We start from the raw sequence: 17,591 nt of genomic DNA, 5'->3' as shown, positions 1-17,591 counted from the left end.
AGCGGACGGCGGGAAATTTTTGGCAAAAAAACGACGGGGCCGAGTGGCCCCGTCCGGGAAAACATCAGAACTTGATGGCGTGACGCCCGGCCAGCGAATGCGACAGCGTGGTGCCGTCGACCATCTCCAGCTCGCCGCCCACCGGTACGCCGTGGGCGATGCGGCTGGCGAGCACGCCATACTGGCCGCACATCTCGGCGATGTAGTTGGCAGTCGCTTCCCCTTCCACCGTCGGGTTGGTGGCGAGGATCACTTCGGTGATGCTTTCCTTTTCCAGCCGTTGCTCCAGGCGATCGAGACCGATATCCCCCGGCCCGATGCCATCTAGCGGCGACAGATGGCCCATCAGCACAAAGTAGCGCCCGGCGAACTGGCCGGTCTGCTCGATGGCGTGAATATCCGCCGGGCTTTCCACCACACAAATCTGGCCGTTTTGCTGACGGCGCGGATTGGCGCAGATGGTGCAGATGTCCTGCTCGGTGAAGGTGCGGCAGTCGGCGCAGTGGCCGATTTCCGACATCGCGCGCGTCAACGCCTGCGCCAGGCGCATGCCGCCGCTGCGATCGCGCTGCAGCAATTGAAACGCCATGCGCTGCGCCGATTTCGGGCCGACGCCCGGCAGGCAGCGCAGCGCCTCCATCAGGGATTCAAGGAGCGGGCTGGTTTGCATCAGAACGGCATCTTGAAGCCAGGCGGCAACTGCATGCCGCTGGAAACGGAGGCCATTTTCTCTTTCTGAGTCTCTTCGATGCGGCGCGCGGCGTCGTTAAACGCGGCGGCGATCAGATCTTCCAGCATGTCTTTGTCATCTTCCATCAGGCTAGGATCGATCTCCACGCGGCGGCAGTTGTGTGCGCCGTTGATGGTGACTTTCACCAGGCCTGCGCCAGACTCGCCGGTCACTTCCAATTTGGCGACTTCTTCCTGCATCTGCTGCATTTTTTCTTGCATTTGCTGGGCTTGCTTCATCAGGTTGCCCAGACCGCCTTTACCAAACATAGTCGTCTCTCGTCGCTAGGGCCGCGCACCTCGCGCGGCGTTTAAAGGGGGCGGATACTCTCTTCATCCAGATCCGCGTCGAAGAACCGGCACAGCGTCTGGATATGGGTATCCGCAACGATGGACTGGCGCGCCTGCGCCAGCTTTTCTTCATAGATGGCTTGTCGCCACTCCAGCGGGGTGCGCTCCGCCGGATTATCGTCCTCCACCACGGTCAGCTCAACCGGGCTGCCGTACAGCTCGCCGAGCGCTTCGGCCAGCGTCTTCTGCGCCGAAGGCGAATTCAGATGGCGCTGCGAAGACCGCAGATGGAGGCAAATCTTGCCCGCTTCCGGCTGCTGCTTGAAGGCGTTCAACGCCAGCTGCTGCACCAGTTTCGGGATCTTGAGCTTATCGATTTCCGCCGCCCAGGCGTCGCGCTCCAGCGATTCCACCACCAGCTTGGCGGCCAGCTCCGGCGTTTTCTCGTGCTCCAACGCCGTGCGCAGCGCTTTCGGCGTCGCCAACGGTTCCGGCGCCGCTTCCGGCTCGGTCTGCGCGCGCCAGCGATAGGCTTCCGGCTTCGCCGGTTTTTCCGGCACCTTCTTCTCCGCCAGGCGCTGCTGGCTACGCTCGGTCACGGAAGCCAAACGCCCCAGCGCCGAGTTTGCCGGCCGCGCTATTCCTGGCGCCGCCGGCTCATTCTTTTTTGGTGTGGATGCTCCCTGCTGCCGTTGCAGCTGGGACCGCGCTTTCAACAGCTGGGCGGTGGCATCCGGTAAAGGGGTCGATGATTGTCGCTGCGGCGCGGCCGGCTGCCCTAGCGGGGGCGGCACGTCCTGAAACTGCGGCGGCTGTGGCGATGTGGCCTGCTGCGGCTGCGCCATCGGCGCCGGCGCGGTCTGCACCAACGCCACCGGCTCCGGGATCACCGCTTTCGGGTGAAACGCCAGCGCACGCAGCAGGGTCATCTCAACCCCCATGCGACGATCCGGCGCATAGGCCAGCTCTTTGCGGCCCACCAACAGCGTTTGGTAATAGAGTTGCACATCGGCCGGCGGCAGAGTGCGCGCCAGCTCACGCAGCCGTTGTTCTACGGCGGCGTAGTGGTTGTCGAGCATCGAAGGCAGCAGTTGCACCATCGCAATGCGGTGCAGCAACGCCAGCGTCTCCACCAGCAGGTTTTCCCAGTCCACGCCGCGCGAAGCGGCCTGCGCGACCTGCGCCATCACCTTTTCGCCGTCGGCGCTGACCAGCGCTTCGAGGATCGCCAGCGGCTGCTCGTCATCGAGCGTGCCGAGCATCTGGCTGACGGTGGCGGCGGTCACCTGCCCCTGCCCCATGGCGATCGCCTGATCGGTCAGGCTCAGCGCATCGCGCATGCTGCCGTCGGCGGCGCGCGCCAGCAGTTGCAGCGCGCGGGCGTCGCTGGTGATCTGCTCCGCCGTCAGCACCGTTTCCAGCTGCTGACGGATCTGATCGACGTCCAGCGCTTTGAGGTGAAACTGCAGGCAGCGGGAAAGAATGGTCACCGGCAATTTTTGCGGATCGGTGGTGGCCAACAGGAATTTCACGTGCGATGGCGGCTCTTCCAGCGTCTTCAGCAACGCGTTGAAGCTGTGGCGCGAGAGCATGTGCACTTCATCGATCAGGTAGACCTTGAAGCGGCCGCGCGCCGGCGCGTACTGAACGTTGTCCAGCAGATCGCGGGTATCTTCCACCTTGGTTCGGGAAGCGGCGTCGATCTCGATCAGATCGACGAAACGCCCCTGTTCGATCTCACGGCAGTTGTCGCATTGGCCGCACGGCGTGGCGGTGATGCCGGTTTCACAGTTCAGGCCTTTAGCCAGCAGGCGCGCGATGGTGGTTTTCCCCACGCCGCGGGTGCCCGAGAACAGATAGGCGTGATGGATCCGCCCCAGCGAGAGGCCGTTGGCCAGCGCGGTCAGGACATGTTCCTGGCCGACCACGTCTGCGAACGTTTGAGGGCGCCACTTACGGGCGAGAACCTGATAGCTCATTAATACCGGAGAAGTCGAGTAATCTGGAGGGTCATGCTAACACAGCCCCGCGGCGATCCGCGAGGCCGTTGTGCCCAAGGGGCGATGCCGCATCAATGGCCGGCGAAGTCCACCAGGCAGTAGCAGTCGATACCCAGCTTGTTCAGACGCGCTTCCCCGCCCAGATCCGGCAGGTTGATGATGAACGCGGCGTCTTTCACTTCACCGCCCAGACGGCGGATCAGTTTGGTGGTTGCTTCGATGGTGCCGCCGGTCGCCAGCAGATCGTCCACCACCAGCACTTTGTCACCCGCGGTGATGGCGTCGGTGTGGATCTCCAGCTTGTCGGTGCCGTACTCCAGCTCATAGCTTTCGCTGAGCGTGGCACGCGGCAGTTTGCCCGGTTTGCGCACCGGCACGAAACCGACGCCCAGCGCCAGCGCGACGGGCGCGCCGAACAGGAAACCACGCGCTTCGGTACCCACCACCTTGGTCACGCCCGCTTCGCGATAGCGCTCAACCAGCAGCTCGATGCTGGCGGCGTAGGCCAACGGGTTTTCCAGCAGGCTGGTCACGTCGCGGAACAGGATGCCCGGCTTCGGATAATCCGGGATGGTTTTGATACTGTCTTTAATAAACTGAAGCTGCTGCGCAGTAGCGGTCATAATTGTTGCCTGATAAAGCTGCCTGAAAACCGGCGCGCCGCTCACCCGCCGCCTCTGGGTGAAACACACCGGAGAAGGAATGGCAGGCGATCCGCGCACGAAAACGCCCAAATCTATGCAAACTGGCGGACAAATGCAACCAGCGGCGCACAATCAGCGCTGTTTTTGTTGCGACAGGTCAATAACCGGCAGGCGCAGCATAAAGGTCAGCAAAATAGCCAACATCAGCAGCAACAGACCGCGCACCCACCAGATTTTCACCAGCCACAGCGAACAGGCGAAGGTCAGCACGATCACTAGCACCGCCTTCCACTTCGCTCCCGGCGGCAGCGCGCGATGCTGCTGCCAGTGGCGCAGATAAGGGCCAAACCAGGAACGGTACAGCAGCCAGTGATGAAAGCGCGGCGAAGAGCGGGCGAAGCACCAGGCAGCCAACAGCAGGAACGGCGTGGTCGGCAACAGCGGCAGCACCACGCCCAACGTCGCCAGCACCACCGCCAGCCAGCCCAAAATGATCAATAACCCTCGCTTCATGCGGCTCTTCGCTCCTCAATCGGTTGCGGCTTACTGTAGCATCGGCGCCGCGCCGGCGGAATATGCATGCGGCGCTTGTTTCAGGGCGGCATCGCGGGCAAGCTTACGCCTGTTGAAATCAAGAGGGAGCTTATGTGAGCACTCAGCGTCTATTACAGGTGTTGGCGCAGCAGATCGCGGCGCTGGCGGCCGAAGTCACTCCGCGCGGCGACGCCCCGATCCCGCAGGCGCGGTTCGACGCCGCCCTGTTCGCCAACCGCGGCACGCGGCTGCGCGACTACCTGGCCGAGGTGGAGAAGAATTTCGCCCAGCTGCAAAACGCCGCTAACGACAGCCGCGCCAGCCAGGTGGCCTTTCTGGCCGAAAAACTGGTTGCCCAAATCTCTGCCCTGCAGCGCGAGCTGGCAACCCAGGCGCTACGGCGCAAGAATCAGCCGAAGGAAGCCCCCGAGGCCGATCTGTACCACAAGCTGGCCGAGCACCAGGATTACGAACGCCGGCTGATCGCCATGATTCAGGATCGGGAAAGCCTGCTGGGGCGCCAGACCACACTGGCGGCGCAGCAAAAGCTGCAGCACGAGCTGGCGGCGCTGGAGGGGAGACTGATGCGCTGCCGTCAGGCGCTGGCGCGCATCGAGCGCAATATCGAGCGCAAAGAAAACGGTTTTTGAAGATTTATCACAATATTTTAATGATTATTCCCGGTTGCGCGCCGGGTTCACTATACTCTGCCGAGACACGAGTTTTTCATCCCATTAATTAATAAGCGCAGGTGCTATGTCTCTGGAAAATGCCTCACCCGAACTGCAGCTGGCGGTAGACTTGATTTACCTGCTGGAATGCAACGAGATCGATCCGGCTACCGCGTTGGCAGCACTGGATATCGTCAAACGGGATTATCAGGAAAAGCTGCAGCGCGCCGGCGTCACCTCTCCCTATTTGCCTGCCGGACAGTAATCAGGGACAGCCCGCTGTCCCTTCCATCTTTCAACGCACATCAGCCCGCCGTCTGGCCGCCTTCATCCGGCGAGAGCGTTCTTTTCACTTCCTGCACTTCATTGCCCTGCTGGTTATGCAGATACACCTCCAGCTGATTGAAGGCAATGTCGATATCGTTTTCCCGGCACAAGCGGTCGATTGAGCGGTTCAGTTCGTCCACCGTGTAGCTGCGATCGCGCAGTTCCCGTACATAGAGCCGCAGTTCGTGATCCAGCGTGCTGGCCCCGAAGTTGAGGAAGAACACCTGCGGTTCGGGATCGGTCATCACCCGCGGGTTGTCGTGCGCCGCCTGCAGCAGCACCTTTTTCACCTTGTCGAGATCGGAACCGTAGGCCACACCCACCTTGATCAGCACGCGGGTGATGGTGTCGGACAGTGACCAGTTGATCAGCCGCTCGGTGACGAACGCCTTGTTCGGAATGATCACCTCTTTGCGATCGAAGTCGGTAATGGTGGTGGCACGAATGCGGATCTTGCTGACCGAACCGGAGAAGGTGCCGATGGTGATGGTATCGCCGATGCGGATCGGGCGTTCGAACAGAATGATCAGGCCGGAGACGAAGTTGGCGAAGATCTCCTGCAGGCCAAAGCCAAGCCCGACCGTCAGACCGGCGGCCAGCCATTGCAGTTTGTCCCAGGATACGCCCAGCGATCCCAGCGCAACCACGGCACCCACGGCGGTGATCAGGTAAGTGAGCACGGTGGTGATGGCATAAGACGCCCCCTGCCGCAGCTGCAGCCGCGACAGCACCACCACCTCCAGCAGGCCGGGCAAGTTGCGGGTGAGCACATAAGCGACGATCACCGCGGCGATCGCCACCATCATGTTACCCAGCGTCACCGCCTGCGACACGCTGCTGCCCGCCACGGTGCTGGTGTAATGCCACAGCGTGATGCTGTCCAGGTAAGCGATGACCGTCACCAGATCCGACCAAATGGCGTAGAAGGCGCTGGCGAAGATGGCGAACAGCACCAGGGTGGTCAGGCGCAGCGACTGCTGGTTGATCTGATCGAGCGCTAGCGGCGGCTCTTCCACCACCGCTTCACCGCCTTCGGCCCCCTCTTTCACCACGTTTTGCCGCCGCGCCAGCGCGCGCCGGTAGGCCAAACGCCGCGCCGCCACGCTCAGGCCGCGCAGGGCAGTCAGATACACGATATTCCACAGGAAGAACAGATACAGGCTGTCTATCCAGCGGCTGGCCAGCCGCAGCGTGGTATAGAAGTAACCGGCGAACATCAGCCCCAGCAGGATCAGCGGTGTGGCGGCAAGCGCGGTCACCACCACCAGCCGCACGGCATGCGAGCCCTTTTCACGCCAGCTGTCGCGGCACAGCGGGAACACCAGCACCGCAAGCAGCGCCAGCGTCAACATCACCACGATCTGGCCGATGACGTCTTCCACCAGACGCAGCGGCGCTTTCTCGCCCAATACCGACCAGAAGATCAGCGGCTGCAGCGCCAGCCCCAGCCGCAGCGTCTGGCGGCGGTAATGCGCGCACAGGTTAGCGCCGAAGTTGAAATGCCGCTCGGCGATGCCGCCCGGTTTCAGCATGCGATAGCTGAAGCCGAACACCAGCCACGACAACGCCAGCTGCTGCGACAACGCCCAAATAAAGTCGCTGATACCCAAATCCGCGCGATACATCCAGAAACCGACGCCGAGCAGCAGCGCGGCGCCAGGCAACACCTTCAGCAAGGTCAGCGCGATGGCCTTCGGCGTGTGCAGCTGGCCGTCGCGCTTCAGTTGCCCCACGTCGTTGGCCAGCTTTTGCAAATGACTGTCGATCAACCGGTAGCGCCAGCGCAATACCCCGATCGCCAACAGCAGCGGGATCAGGAACACCAGCGCATTCAAGCCGCCCTGCAATAGCTTGCCACCGTCGAATTTGATATCGAGCCCGGCGAGCTGATCGCGCACCGCCTCCGGCATTGCCTTCAGCCACGCCAGATCGACCGGCTTGTTGCTGTTGACCCAGAAAATCTGTTGGGTCAGCGTATCCTGCAGCGAGCCGTAGACGCTGGTGAGCTGCTGCTGGTTGATCTGCAGGTTGATCGACAGCGACAGCTGGTTGCTGAGCTGCTTGTTCAGCTGATCCAGCAGTTCGCGGCGCATGTCGACAATCTCGTTCAGCGCGTCGATCACTTCCGGGCCGGCCTTTTCCTTGCTCTCTGCCACCAGCTGATTGATGTAATCCTCACCCTTGAACAGATCGTCGCGTTGCTGATTGATATCGAACTGCTCCAGCCGCAGATCGGCGATGCGCGTGTCTATATCAGCCAGCAGCGTGCCCTGCGGCAGGCTCTGCTGCTGCTGATACAGAATGCGCGACAGCACCAGGCTGCCCTTCAGCACCTGGATCTGCTCTTTCAGGTTACGTTCCGCCTGCAGACCGCGATCGAGCCAGTTTTTGACCCGAATATTCTGCTGGAACAGGGTGTTGCTCTCTTCGGTGGCGGCAATCAGCTGTTGGCTCAACTGTCGGTTGACGTCCAGCTGCTTGCTGACCAGCTGATCGTGCTGGATATCGGTGGCGTCTTCCGGGTTCTGCGCCTCTTTGGCGGTTTTTTCAGACAGCGTCAGGCGCTTGCTGTTGACGAGCTCCTGCAGCAGCTGCACCGACCGATCCAGCGCATCGATATGCGCCGTGGTGTAATCACGCTGTTTTTGCAGCAGATCTTGTAGCGTGGTGTTGGCTTCCAGGCTCTTGCGCTGCAGCTCCAACTGCGCGTTGAGCAGCGCCTGTTCGGTGGCCAGCATGACCTGCTGGCTATTGCGCAGCGAATCTTGCCCCGGCGTCTGGCCGCTGAGCTGGCTGCGGATCTCCTGCAGGCGCTGCGAAGCGGCGTACATGGTGCTCTGCACCCGTTCAGGCTGGGTTTGCAGCGACACCAGTTGGCTGTTGTAGGTCGAGAGGCTCTCCTGCGCGCTTTGCAGCTCGTCGAGCGTTTGATACAGCCGGCTTTCCAGCTGGCGCAGCGACAGCGGCAACAGCGCGGCGCGCGCGGCCGCGTTGTCCGTCGGCTGCTTCAGCGCATCCAGTTCGGCGGTGACCTGATTGAGCTTCGCCGGCGCCTGCTGCACCTGCTGTTTAAGCTGTGCGACGTCTTGCCGGTTGCGCTCGATGGCATCCAGCAGTTCCAGCGTGCGGGTCAAATCCTGCTGGGAGAGCTTTTCGACCGGCGTCAGGGCTTTTTGTTTGTTCAGCGTTTCCAGCTGGCTTTGCACTTCGCTGCGCTGCGGCAGATCGCCGTTCAGCGCCGCCTGTGCCGGCAAGCAACACGCAAAAATTAGGAAAAAGAGTGTCACGGCGGCGATGCGCCGCCGGCATGCGCCGACAAACGTGAGCGGCGTCAGAGAAGGCAGAGTCAACCAGCGATGCATGATTTGGCTTCGGATCGGTAAAGAAGCCTGAAGATTATCACGACCGCCGGCGGGCAACGAACAACAAAAACGTTGCCGGTGATGTCTCGTTGTCGCGAAATCAGAAAGTCAGCACTTTCTCCGCCGCCAGCGTCCACTGCGCCAGCTCGACCAAGGTGCCGATCGCCACGCCGTCCGCCAGCGGCAAGCGGCTGACGCCGCGCGCGTCGGCGCAGGTCTTGCACAGCTTGACCGGCACCTGCTGCGCGGTGAGGATCTCCAGCATCTGCTGCAGATGGTACCCTTCGTGCGGCTGCTGTCCGGCCAGCCCGGCCACCACCGCGTCGGACATCAGAAACAGCCGCAGGTCGAGGCTGCTCTGCTGCTCTTTCATGGCGATGGCCAACCGCAGCGCATTGAACAAGGATTCATGGCCATAGGCGGCGCCATTGGCAATAAGAACAACTGATGACATGAAATCTCTCCTTATAAAGGAACGCGGTCGGCGTCAGGCGTCACCGCGTCGGGTTTGAGGCGCAAGGTGGGGCAAAACTGCAGCATCTCCAAAAACGCGTCCACCAGCGCTTCGGCTTCGGCCCGCAGATCGAAACTTTCCGGCATAAACAGCCAGTTTTCCATCAGGCCGGTGATATAACCGCGCAGGATGATCGCCGCACGACGGGTATGTAAATCGGCGGGCAATTGCCCGTGGTGAATGCAGTTATACAGCACCGCTTCGATGCGTTCATAGCCGGCGAGGTACAGCACCTTGCGCGAATCCAGCAGCGGCATCATTTCACCGACAAACTCGCATTTGTGGAATATAATTTCCATCAACGCCCGCCTACGGCCGTCTTCAACCGTAGACGTCAGAATGTAAATCAGAATTTCTCGGATAACCCGCAGTGGATTATCGGGAAACTTTGCCTGATACTCTGTTTCGAGCTGGTCAATTTTCGGCTCGGTAGATTCCCAAACTTCATTAAACAGGTCTACCTTATTCTTGAAGTGCCAGTAGATGGCTCCACGCGTAACCCCGGCAGCGGTGGCAATATCTGTCAGTGACGTTGCAGCAACGCCACGTTCAGAGAACTCTCTCACCGCAGCATCAAGGATTTGCTGTCGGGTTTCTTGCGCCTGCTGTTTGGTTTTTCGTGCCATGGCATTGTTATTTAGGGGGAGTGTGATTTACATACATTCGCGAATGTATGTACCATAGCACGCACATATAATTAACGCAGCAATGGGTTTTAAAGCTTGTGATCCATTGATCATTTTGAAATCGGACACTTGAGGTTTTTCTATGAACAAAAACAGAGGGTTAACGCCTCTGGCGGCCGTTCTGATGCTTTCAGGCAGCTTAGTGCTAACAGGATGTAACGATAAAGAAACCCAACAGCAAGGCGCCCAACAACAGGCGCCTGAAGTGGGCGTAGTCACCTTGAAGGCTGAGCCTCTCAACATTACTACCGATCTTCCTGGCCGCACCGCTGCGTATCGTATCGCCGAAGTTCGCCCTCAGGTCAGCGGCATCATCCTGAAGCGCAACTTCGTTGAAGGCAGCGATATCAAGGCCGGGACGTCTCTGTACCAAATCGATCCCGCAACCTATCAAGCCAGCTACGACAGCGCGAAAGGCGATTTGGCCAAAGCACAGGCCAGCGCTTCCATCGCACGCGTGACGGTAAACCGCTACAAGCCATTGCTGGGCACGAGCTACATCAGTAAACAGGACTACGACAACGCCGTCTCCACGCTGCAGCAGGCGGACGCCGCCGTCGTGGCCGCCAAGGCCGCCGTGGAAACCGCGCGCATCAACCTGGCGTACACCAAGGTGACCTCTCCGATCTCCGGCCGCATCGGCAAGTCCGCCGTGACCGAAGGCGCTCTGGTCAGCAACGGCCAGGCAACCGCACTGTCTACCGTGCAGCAGCTGGATCCGATGTATGTCGACGTCACCCAGTCAAGCACTGATTTCCTGCGCCTGAAGCAAGAGCTGGCCAGCGGCGCGCTGAAGCAGGAAAACGGCAAGGCAAAAGTGAAACTGATGCTGGAAAACGGCACCGAATACGCGCAGGAAGGCACGCTGGAGTTCTCTGACGTCACCGTCGATGAAACCACTGGCTCCATCACCATTCGCGCCCTGTTCCCTAACCCGAACGATACGCTGTTGCCGGGCATGTTCGTACGCGCCCGTCTGGACGAAGGCGTGCGCAGCGATGCGCTGCTGGTGCCTCAGCAAGGCGTTACCCGCAACCCGCGCGGCGACGCGACGGCGTTGGTGGTAGGGGCAGACGACAAAGTTGAGCTGCGCACGCTGAAGGCCGACCAGGCGATCGGCGACAAATGGCTGGTTACCGATGGCCTGAAATCCGGCGATCGCGTGATCGTCTCCGGCCTGATGAAAGTGCATCCGGGCGCGCAGGTAAAAGTGCAGGAAGTTGACACTCAGGCGCAAAAACAGCCGCAGTCTGAAGCGCAGAAGTCATAAAAAGGAGCCTGTAATACATGGCTAAGTTCTTTATAGATCGCCCGATTTTCGCCTGGGTAATCGCCATCATCGTCATGTTGGCGGGGGTGCTTGCAATAATGAAACTGCCAATCGCGCAGTATCCCACTATTGCACCGCCGGCGGTGAGTATTTCCGCCAACTACCCGGGCGCAGATGCCAAAACGGTGCAGGATACCGTCACGCAGATTATCGAACAGAACATGAACGGTATCGATAACCTGATGTACATGTCCTCCACCAGTGATTCCTCTGGTAGCGTCACCATTACCCTGACGTTTGATTCCGGCACCGATCCTGACATCGCGCAGGTTCAGGTTCAGAACAAACTGTCGTTGGCCACCCCGTTGCTGCCGCAAGAAGTTCAGCAACAGGGCCTGAAAGTAGAAAAATCCAGCAGCAGCTTCCTGATGGTGGCCGGCTTCGTTTCCGACGATCCGAACATGACTCAGGACGATATTGCGGACTACGTGGCGTCCAACATCAAGGACCCGATCAGCCGTTCGTCCGGCGTGGGTGAAGTGCAGCTGTTCGGTGCCCAGTACGCGATGCGTATCTGGCTGGATCCGAACAAGCTGAACAACTTCCAGCTGACGACCACGGACGTGACCTCCGCCATCACCGAGCAGAACAACCAGATCGCCGCAGGCCAGCTGGGCGGCCTGCCGCCGGTGCCGGGGCAGCAGTTGAACGCCTCGATCATCGCGCAGACCCGTCTGACTTCGCCGGAAGAGTTCGGCAAGATCCTGCTGAAAGTGAATACCGACGGTTCTCAGGTACGCCTGCGCGACGTCGCTCATATCGAGCGCGGCGCGGAAAGCTATGCCGTTACCGCTCGCTACAACGGCAAGCCTGCCGCCGGCCTGGGTATCAAACTGGCGACCGGCGCCAACGCCTTGAACACTGCCAAAGGTGTGAAAGACGAGCTGGCCAAGATGGCGCCATTCTTCCCGCAAGGGATGAAAGTGGTTTATCCGTACGACACCACCCCGTTCGTTAAAATCTCCATCAACGAAGTGGTGAAAACGCTGATCGAAGCCATCATCCTGGTCTTCCTGGTGATGTATCTGTTCCTGCAGAACTTCCGCGCGACGCTGATCCCAACCATCGCGGTGCCGGTAGTACTGCTGGGGACCTTTGCGATCCTCGCCGCGTTCGGCTTCTCGATAAACACCCTGACGATGTTCGGCATGGTGTTGGCGATCGGCCTGCTGGTGGATGACGCCATCGTGGTGGTGGAAAACGTCGAGCGCGTCATGTCCGAAGAGGGGCTGCCGCCGAAAGAAGCTACCCGTAAATCGATGGGCCAGATCCAGGGCGCGCTGGTGGGTATCGCCATGGTGCTGTCGGCGGTATTCGTGCCGATGGCGTTCTTCGGCGGTTCAACCGGCGCCATCTATCGCCAGTTCTCGATCACCATCGTGTCCGCGATGGCGCTGTCGGTGCTGGTGGCCTTGATCCTGACGCCGGCGCTGTGCGCCACCCTACTCAAACCGATCCCGAAAGGCGATCACGGGGTTAAAACAGGCTTCTTCGGCTGGTTTAACCGCATGTTCGAGAAGAGCACGCATCACTATACCGACAGCGTGGGCAACATCCTGCGCAGCACCGGCCGCTATCTGATCATCTACCTGTTGATCGTGGTTGGCATGGGCCTGCTGTTCCTGCGCCTGCCTTCCTCGTTCCTGCCGGACGAAGATCAGGGCATCCTGTTGACCATGGTGCAGTTGCCTGCCGGTGCCACCGAATCCCGTACCAACAAGGTATTGGAAGAAGTCTCCGACTACTTCCTGAACAAGGAAAAGGACAACGTGGTTTCAGTGTTTACCGTCGCGGGCTTCGGCTTCAACGGTAACGGCCAGAACAACGGCCTGGCATTCGTCAGCCTGAAAGACTGGGGTGAGCGTCCAGGGGCCGGGAACAAGGTCGAGGCGATCGCGGGCCGTGCCATGGGCGCCTTCTCGCAGATTAAAGAAGGCCTGGTGTTCCCGTTCAACCTGCCGGCGATCATCGAACTCGGTACCGCAACCGGCTTCGACTTCGAGCTGATTGACCAGGGTGGCCTGGGGCACGAAAAACTGACCGAAGCGCGTAACCAACTGTTGGGCATGGTTGCTCAGCATCCGGACGTGCTGGTGGGCGTGCGCCCGAACGGCCTGGAAGATACGCCGCAGTTCAAACTGATCGTCGATCAGGAGAAAGCCAAGGCGCTGGGCGTCAGCATCACCACCATCAACAGCACGCTGAGCACCGCCCTGGGTGGTTCGTACGTCAACGACTTCATCGACCGCGGTCGTGTGAAGAAGGTGTACGTGCAGGCCGAGGCGCCGTTCCGTATGCTGCCGGAAGACATCAACAAATGGTACGTGCGCGGCACGAGCGGCCAGATGGTGCCATTCTCCGCCTTCTCTTCGGCGAAATGGGAATACGGCTCACCGCGCTTGGAACGCTATAACGGCTTGCCGTCGATGGAAATTCTGGGCCAGGCCGCACCGGGCAAGAGTACCGGTGAAGCGATGAACCTGATGGAACAGCTGGCATCCAAACTGCCAAGCGGCATCGGTTACGACTGGACCGGTATGTCCTATCAGGAACGTCTGTCGGGCAACCAGGCGCCGGCGCTGTACGCCATCTCGATTCTGGTGGTGTTCCTGTGTCTGGCAGCGCTGTATGAAAGCTGGTCCGTGCCGTTCTCGGTCATGCTGGTATTGCCGCTGGGGGTTATCGGTGCGTTGCTGGCCGCGACGATGCGCGGCATGAACAACGACGTGTACTTCCAGGTGGGGCTGCTGACCACCATAGGTCTATCGGCGAAGAACGCCATCCTGATCGTTGAGTTCGCCAAGGATCTGATGGAGAAAGAAGGCAAAGGTCTGATCGAAGCGACGTTGGAAGCGGTGCGTATGCGTCTGCGCCCAATCCTGATGACATCTCTGGCCTTCATCCTCGGGGTTCTGCCGCTGGTTATCAGCAGCGGTGCAGGCTCCGGCGCACAGAACGCGGTAGGTACCGGCGTAATGGGCGGGATGATCACCGCCACCGTCTTGGCGATCTTCTTCGTACCGGTGTTCTTCGTGGTGGTTCGCCGCCGCTTCAGCAAGAAGAACGAGGACCTGGAACACAGCCATCCGGTAGAGCACCACTGATCGCTCAGTGATGTGAGCTCCACCCGATAATCGAAAAGGCCGCGCATGCGGCCTTTTTCTTTTGCTTCAGTTGCTTAATGCAAACCGTTCTCATTAATTCACTTTTGTGTGCAATTTGCGCTTGATCGCGATGCCAGGTCGGCGCATAATTATTGTTATAGTATAACATTACACGAGAGAGCCATTATGAAACCCGGCATCCATCCCGATTATCGCACCGTGGTGTTCCACGACGTTAGCGCCAATGCCTACTTCAAAGTGGGATCGACCATCAAAACCGATCGCACCATCGAGCTGGACGGCGAAAGCTGGCCGTATGTCACCCTTGACGTCTCTTCTGCTTCGCATCCGTATTACACCGGCAAGCAGAAAGACTATTCCAAAGAAGGCAGCACGGCGCGCTTCCAGCAGCGCTTTGGCCGCTTTATCGGCAATAAGTAACAAGGAAATCCCATGCAGGTATTGAGTTCATTGCGTTCGGCGAAAAACCGCCACCCTGATTGCAAAGTCGTGCGCCGTCGTGGCCGCATCTATGTGATCTGTAAAAGCAATCCGCGATTCAAAGCGGTACAGGGACGTAAGAAAAAGCGTTAACTCCAAAGTGTCATCTGTCGCAAAGCCCCGTTGCTGCTCAACGGGGCTTTTTTTTATGGCGAGAAAGTGCCTGCAAGCCGTCCCCCGCCGGCAGGCGGGGGCGGAGATTACTTCATGCTGCTCAGCAGTGCGTCGACATTGTGCTTGAACGCCTGCTCATAGGTGGCCGCCGGGCCGCCCGCGCGGGAGAGCGCTTCAGGGTACAGCTCGCCGCCCGCCTTGGCGCCGGTGGCGGCGGCGATCTGTTTCACCAACCGCGGATCGGTCTGATTTTCGATAAAGTAAGCGTTGACCTTTTCCTGTTTGATTTGCTTGATCAGATTGGCCACGTCGCTGGCGCTGGCTTCGGCCTCGGTGGAAAACCCGACCGGGGCAAGGAAGGTGACGCCATACTCTTGCCCAAAGTAGCCAAACGCATCATGGCTGGTCAGCACCTTACGTTTCTGTGGCGGCACTGCGGCGAACTGGGTTTTGGCCCACTGGTCCAGTTTTTGCAGCTGCTGAATGTATTCGGCTCCGCGCTGGCGAAAATAGTTGGCATCCTCGGGATCGGCGGCAATCAGGGCGTTCATCACGTTAGTGGCGTACTGTACGCCGTTTTTCATGCTGTTCCAGGCGTGGGGATCGGTAATCGGTTTGCCGTCCTCTTCCATCTGGCGGGTACTGATCCCCTGTGAAGCGGTGATCACCTGCCCTTTATAACCCGAAGCGCTGACCAAGCGATCGATCCACCCTTCCAGCCCCAGACCGCTGACGAACACCACATCAGCCTGAGCCAGCTTCTTGCCGTCCTGCGGCGAAGGCTCGAAGCTGTGCGGATCGCCATCCGGCCCCACCAGCGTGCTGACCTTAACGTGATCGCCGCCCACCTCTTTGACGATATCACCCAGAATGGAAAAGCTGGCGACGGCGTCGACGGTCTTCGCCATCGCCCATGGGCTGGCCAGCAGAGCAGCAACCGCCAGCGATATAGGTAAACGTTTCATACTTTCTCCTTGCAAATGGCACTTCTCAACGGCGCGCGAAGGCGCAAATGCCTCCGCGCGTTCCAAATAGGATCGAGACGAAAAAGATGACGCTGGCGCTGAGCACGATCGCCGGGCCGGCAGGCAGCGAAGCATAGTAGGACCACACCAGCCCAATCACGCTGGACAGCGCGCCGATGCCCATCGCCGTCGCCAGCGTCTGCGGCAGATTGCGCGCCCAGAAGCGCGCGCTGGCGGCGGGCAGCATCATCAGCCCCACCGACATCAGAGTGCCGAGGATCTGGAATCCCGCCACCAGATTGACCACCACCAGCGCCAGAAATAGGCCGTGGATCAGTGCCAACCGGCGCGGGGCGTTGACGCGCAGAAAAGTGACGTCGAAGGATTCGATCACTAACGCGCGGTACAGCGCCGCCAATGCCAGCAGCGAAACCGAGGCGATCGCACCGACCATCAGCATGGCCTGCGCATCCACCGCCAAAATCGAACCGAACAGCACGTGCAGCAGATCCACGCTGGAACCGCGCAGCGAGACCAGCGTGACCCCCAGCGCCAGTGACCCCAGATAGAACCCGGCGAAGCTGGCATCTTCTTTTAACGGCGTGCGGCGGCTCACCAGGCCGGACAGCATCGCCACCGCCAACCCGGCGATAAAACCGCCCACCCCCATCGCCACCAGCGACATGCCGGAGATCAGATAACCGATCGCCGCGCCCGGCAACACCGCGTGGGACAATGCGTCCCCGACCAGGCTCATGCGGCGCAGCAGCAGAAACACGCCCAGCGGGGCGGCGCTGAGCGACAACGCCAGACAGGCCATGAGCGCGCGGCGCATAAAACCGAAAGAGAGGAAAGGATCGATAAGCCCATGCAACAACATCATGGCGCCACCGCCCGCAGATCCGGCTGCCGTTCGGCGGCGTGATACCTCGGCACCTGTTCCAGCACCCGCTTGGCCGCGCCCCAGTGGCAAGCCTGCGGCGTCAGCAACAGTACCTGTGAAAAATGCTCGGCGACCATCGACATATCGTGCAGCACGGCGATCACCGTTTTCCCCTGCCGGTGCAGTTGTGCAATCACCTGCAGCAAAATTTGCGTGGTGGCGCTGTCGATACCGGTGAAAGGTTCATCCAGCAAAATCAGCGGCGCCTGTTGGACCAGCAGGCGCGCAAACAACCCCCTCTGCAGCTGGCCGCCGGACAGTTCACCCACCGGAGTGTGCGCCAGCGCGCTCATGCCAACGCTCGCCAACGCCTCGTTGACCTGGCTCGCCGCACGCTTGCTCATGCCGCCGAACATGCCACTTTGCGGCCAACAGCCCATCGCCACCAGATCGCTTACCGCAATCGGGAATTGCCGATCCAGCTCCGCCTGTTGCGGTAGATAAGCTCTGCGCGGCGGCTTTCCGCCGATAAAACTCAGGCTGCCGCCCAGCGGCGGCAACAATCCGGCGAAGGTTTTCAGCAGCGTCGACTTACCTGCCCCGTTGACGCCCACCACCGCGGTGAGCGATCCGGCGGTAAACTGCCCGCTCAGCGGCGGGAAAAGCGGCGTGGCGCCATAGCCTATCGCCAGCTGACGCAAGGTAATCATGGCAGCGACACCGCCCAGAAGATGCCGAGCCACAGCAGGGCCAGCAGCATAACGGCACCTGCGCAACGCGCGGCAGCAGAGGTGGTGAACAACGAATTCAGTGACGGCGTGGCGTCATGTTGCGAAGTGGGAGTCAATGTCGTAGCCAAAAATGATGGGTTTATAGTTATAATATAACATCACATACACTGTCGCATCTCAAGCTATGGCGCGACAATAATGCAAC

General features: G+C 60.2%; 17 protein-coding genes and 1 other annotated feature. Of the genes, 6 read left to right on the top strand and 11 right to left on the bottom strand.

All coding sequences use genetic code 11. The annotated features are described in order from the left end of the window. Window positions 1-64 precede the first annotated feature (64 nt). From recR to WA302_RS01295, 5 genes are all read right to left on the bottom strand, one after another. Window positions 65-670: a recombination mediator RecR gene (gene recR, locus WA302_RS01315; protein ID WP_025301791.1), complete on the bottom strand. Its 606-nt coding sequence runs from the start codon at window positions 668-670 to the stop codon at window positions 65-67. Continuing rightward, entirely contained in the window at window positions 670-999 is a 330-nt protein-coding gene (locus tag WA302_RS01310) for a YbaB/EbfC family nucleoid-associated protein (RefSeq protein ID WP_025301790.1), read from the bottom strand. The genes recR and WA302_RS01310 overlap by 1 nt, the downstream gene beginning before the upstream one ends. Before the next feature lie 41 nt (window positions 1,000-1,040). After that, window positions 1,041-2,999 (bottom strand): DNA polymerase III subunit gamma/tau, encoded by a 1,959-nt coding sequence (gene dnaX, locus WA302_RS01305; RefSeq protein WP_043135676.1) that lies wholly within the window; start codon window positions 2,997-2,999, stop codon window positions 1,041-1,043. After that, window positions 1,644-1,708, bottom strand: a sequence feature (DnaX frameshifting element). (Overlaps the previous gene by 65 nt.) Window positions 3,000-3,091: 92 nt before the next feature. After that, window positions 3,092-3,643: an adenine phosphoribosyltransferase gene (gene apt / locus WA302_RS01300; RefSeq protein ID WP_019454166.1), complete on the bottom strand. Its 552-nt coding sequence runs from the start codon at window positions 3,641-3,643 to the stop codon at window positions 3,092-3,094. Between the two features lie 153 nt (window positions 3,644-3,796). Continuing rightward, window positions 3,797-4,177: a DUF454 family protein gene (locus WA302_RS01295; protein WP_043135674.1), complete on the bottom strand. Its 381-nt coding sequence runs from the start codon at window positions 4,175-4,177 to the stop codon at window positions 3,797-3,799. A 134-nt stretch (window positions 4,178-4,311) separates the two neighbouring features. On the opposite strand from WA302_RS01295, the gene priC reads away from it, so the two are divergent. Both priC and rsmS read left to right on the top strand, forming a co-directional pair. Then, the gene (priC, locus tag WA302_RS01290; RefSeq protein ID WP_025301787.1) at window positions 4,312-4,848 is read left to right on the top strand and encodes a primosomal replication protein PriC; all 537 of its coding nucleotides are present in this window, start codon (window positions 4,312-4,314) and stop codon (window positions 4,846-4,848) included. Between the two features lie 106 nt (window positions 4,849-4,954). After that, entirely contained in the window at window positions 4,955-5,134 is a 180-nt protein-coding gene (rsmS, locus tag WA302_RS01285; RefSeq protein ID WP_016928837.1) for a pleiotropic regulatory protein RsmS, read from the top strand. Window positions 5,135-5,174: 40 nt separating this feature from the next. Here the strand turns inward: rsmS and mscK are convergent, their stop codons facing one another. The 3 genes from mscK to acrR form a co-directional block, all read right to left on the bottom strand. Continuing rightward, window positions 5,175-8,558 (bottom strand): mechanosensitive channel MscK, encoded by a 3,384-nt coding sequence (gene mscK / locus WA302_RS01280; RefSeq protein ID WP_261456726.1) that lies wholly within the window; start codon window positions 8,556-8,558, stop codon window positions 5,175-5,177. A gap of 100 nt (window positions 8,559-8,658) precedes the next feature. Continuing rightward, window positions 8,659-9,012, bottom strand: coding sequence for a DsrE/DsrF/TusD sulfur relay family protein (locus WA302_RS01275; RefSeq protein WP_004940282.1), 354 nt, complete (start codon window positions 9,010-9,012; stop codon window positions 8,659-8,661). 11 nt (window positions 9,013-9,023) lie between these two features. Continuing rightward, a complete protein-coding gene (gene acrR, locus WA302_RS01270) occupies window positions 9,024-9,698 on the bottom strand; it encodes a multidrug efflux transporter transcriptional repressor AcrR (RefSeq protein WP_043135668.1) in 675 nt (224 codons plus the stop codon). A 142-nt stretch (window positions 9,699-9,840) separates the two neighbouring features. Between acrR and sdeX the strand changes: the two genes are divergently transcribed. From sdeX to ykgO, 4 genes are all read left to right on the top strand, one after another. Then, window positions 9,841-11,028 (top strand): multidrug efflux RND transporter periplasmic adaptor subunit SdeX, encoded by a 1,188-nt coding sequence (gene sdeX, locus WA302_RS01265; RefSeq protein WP_025301784.1) that lies wholly within the window; start codon window positions 9,841-9,843, stop codon window positions 11,026-11,028. Between the two features lie 17 nt (window positions 11,029-11,045). Then, window positions 11,046-14,192 carry a multidrug efflux RND transporter permease subunit SdeY gene (gene sdeY / locus WA302_RS01260; RefSeq protein WP_147823682.1) on the top strand — a complete coding sequence of 1,049 codons (3,147 nt, stop codon included), beginning with the start codon at window positions 11,046-11,048 and terminating at the stop codon, window positions 14,190-14,192. A 186-nt stretch (window positions 14,193-14,378) separates the two neighbouring features. After that, entirely contained in the window at window positions 14,379-14,633 is a 255-nt protein-coding gene (locus WA302_RS01255; RefSeq protein ID WP_004940303.1) for a type B 50S ribosomal protein L31, read from the top strand. A 12-nt stretch (window positions 14,634-14,645) separates the two neighbouring features. Next, window positions 14,646-14,786: a type B 50S ribosomal protein L36 gene (gene ykgO, locus WA302_RS01250; protein ID WP_004940304.1), complete on the top strand. Its 141-nt coding sequence runs from the start codon at window positions 14,646-14,648 to the stop codon at window positions 14,784-14,786. A gap of 107 nt (window positions 14,787-14,893) precedes the next feature. Here ykgO and WA302_RS01245 read toward each other — a convergent pair whose 3' ends face one another. Genes WA302_RS01245 through WA302_RS01235 form a run of 3 tightly spaced genes read right to left on the bottom strand, consistent with a single transcriptional unit; the run spans window position 14,894 to window position 17,365 of the window. After that, window positions 14,894-15,772, bottom strand: a complete 879-nt coding sequence (locus WA302_RS01245; protein WP_025301782.1) for a metal ABC transporter substrate-binding protein — start codon at window positions 15,770-15,772, stop codon at window positions 14,894-14,896. 25 nt (window positions 15,773-15,797) lie between these two features. Further along, window positions 15,798-16,655 (bottom strand): metal ABC transporter permease, encoded by an 858-nt coding sequence (locus WA302_RS01240; protein ID WP_043135664.1) that lies wholly within the window; start codon window positions 16,653-16,655, stop codon window positions 15,798-15,800. Further along, window positions 16,652-17,365 (bottom strand): metal ABC transporter ATP-binding protein, encoded by a 714-nt coding sequence (locus WA302_RS01235; RefSeq protein WP_025301780.1) that lies wholly within the window; start codon window positions 17,363-17,365, stop codon window positions 16,652-16,654. Before WA302_RS01235 ends, WA302_RS01240 begins: the two co-directional genes overlap by 4 nt. Window positions 17,366-17,591 lie beyond the last annotated feature (226 nt).

Origin of the sequence: Serratia sp. 201 (assembly GCF_037027545.1) — a bacterium.
In the GTDB taxonomy this organism is placed as follows: Bacteria; Pseudomonadota; Gammaproteobacteria; order Enterobacterales; family Enterobacteriaceae; genus Serratia; species Serratia bockelmannii.
This window is presented reverse-complemented; position numbering and strand designations above follow the sequence as displayed.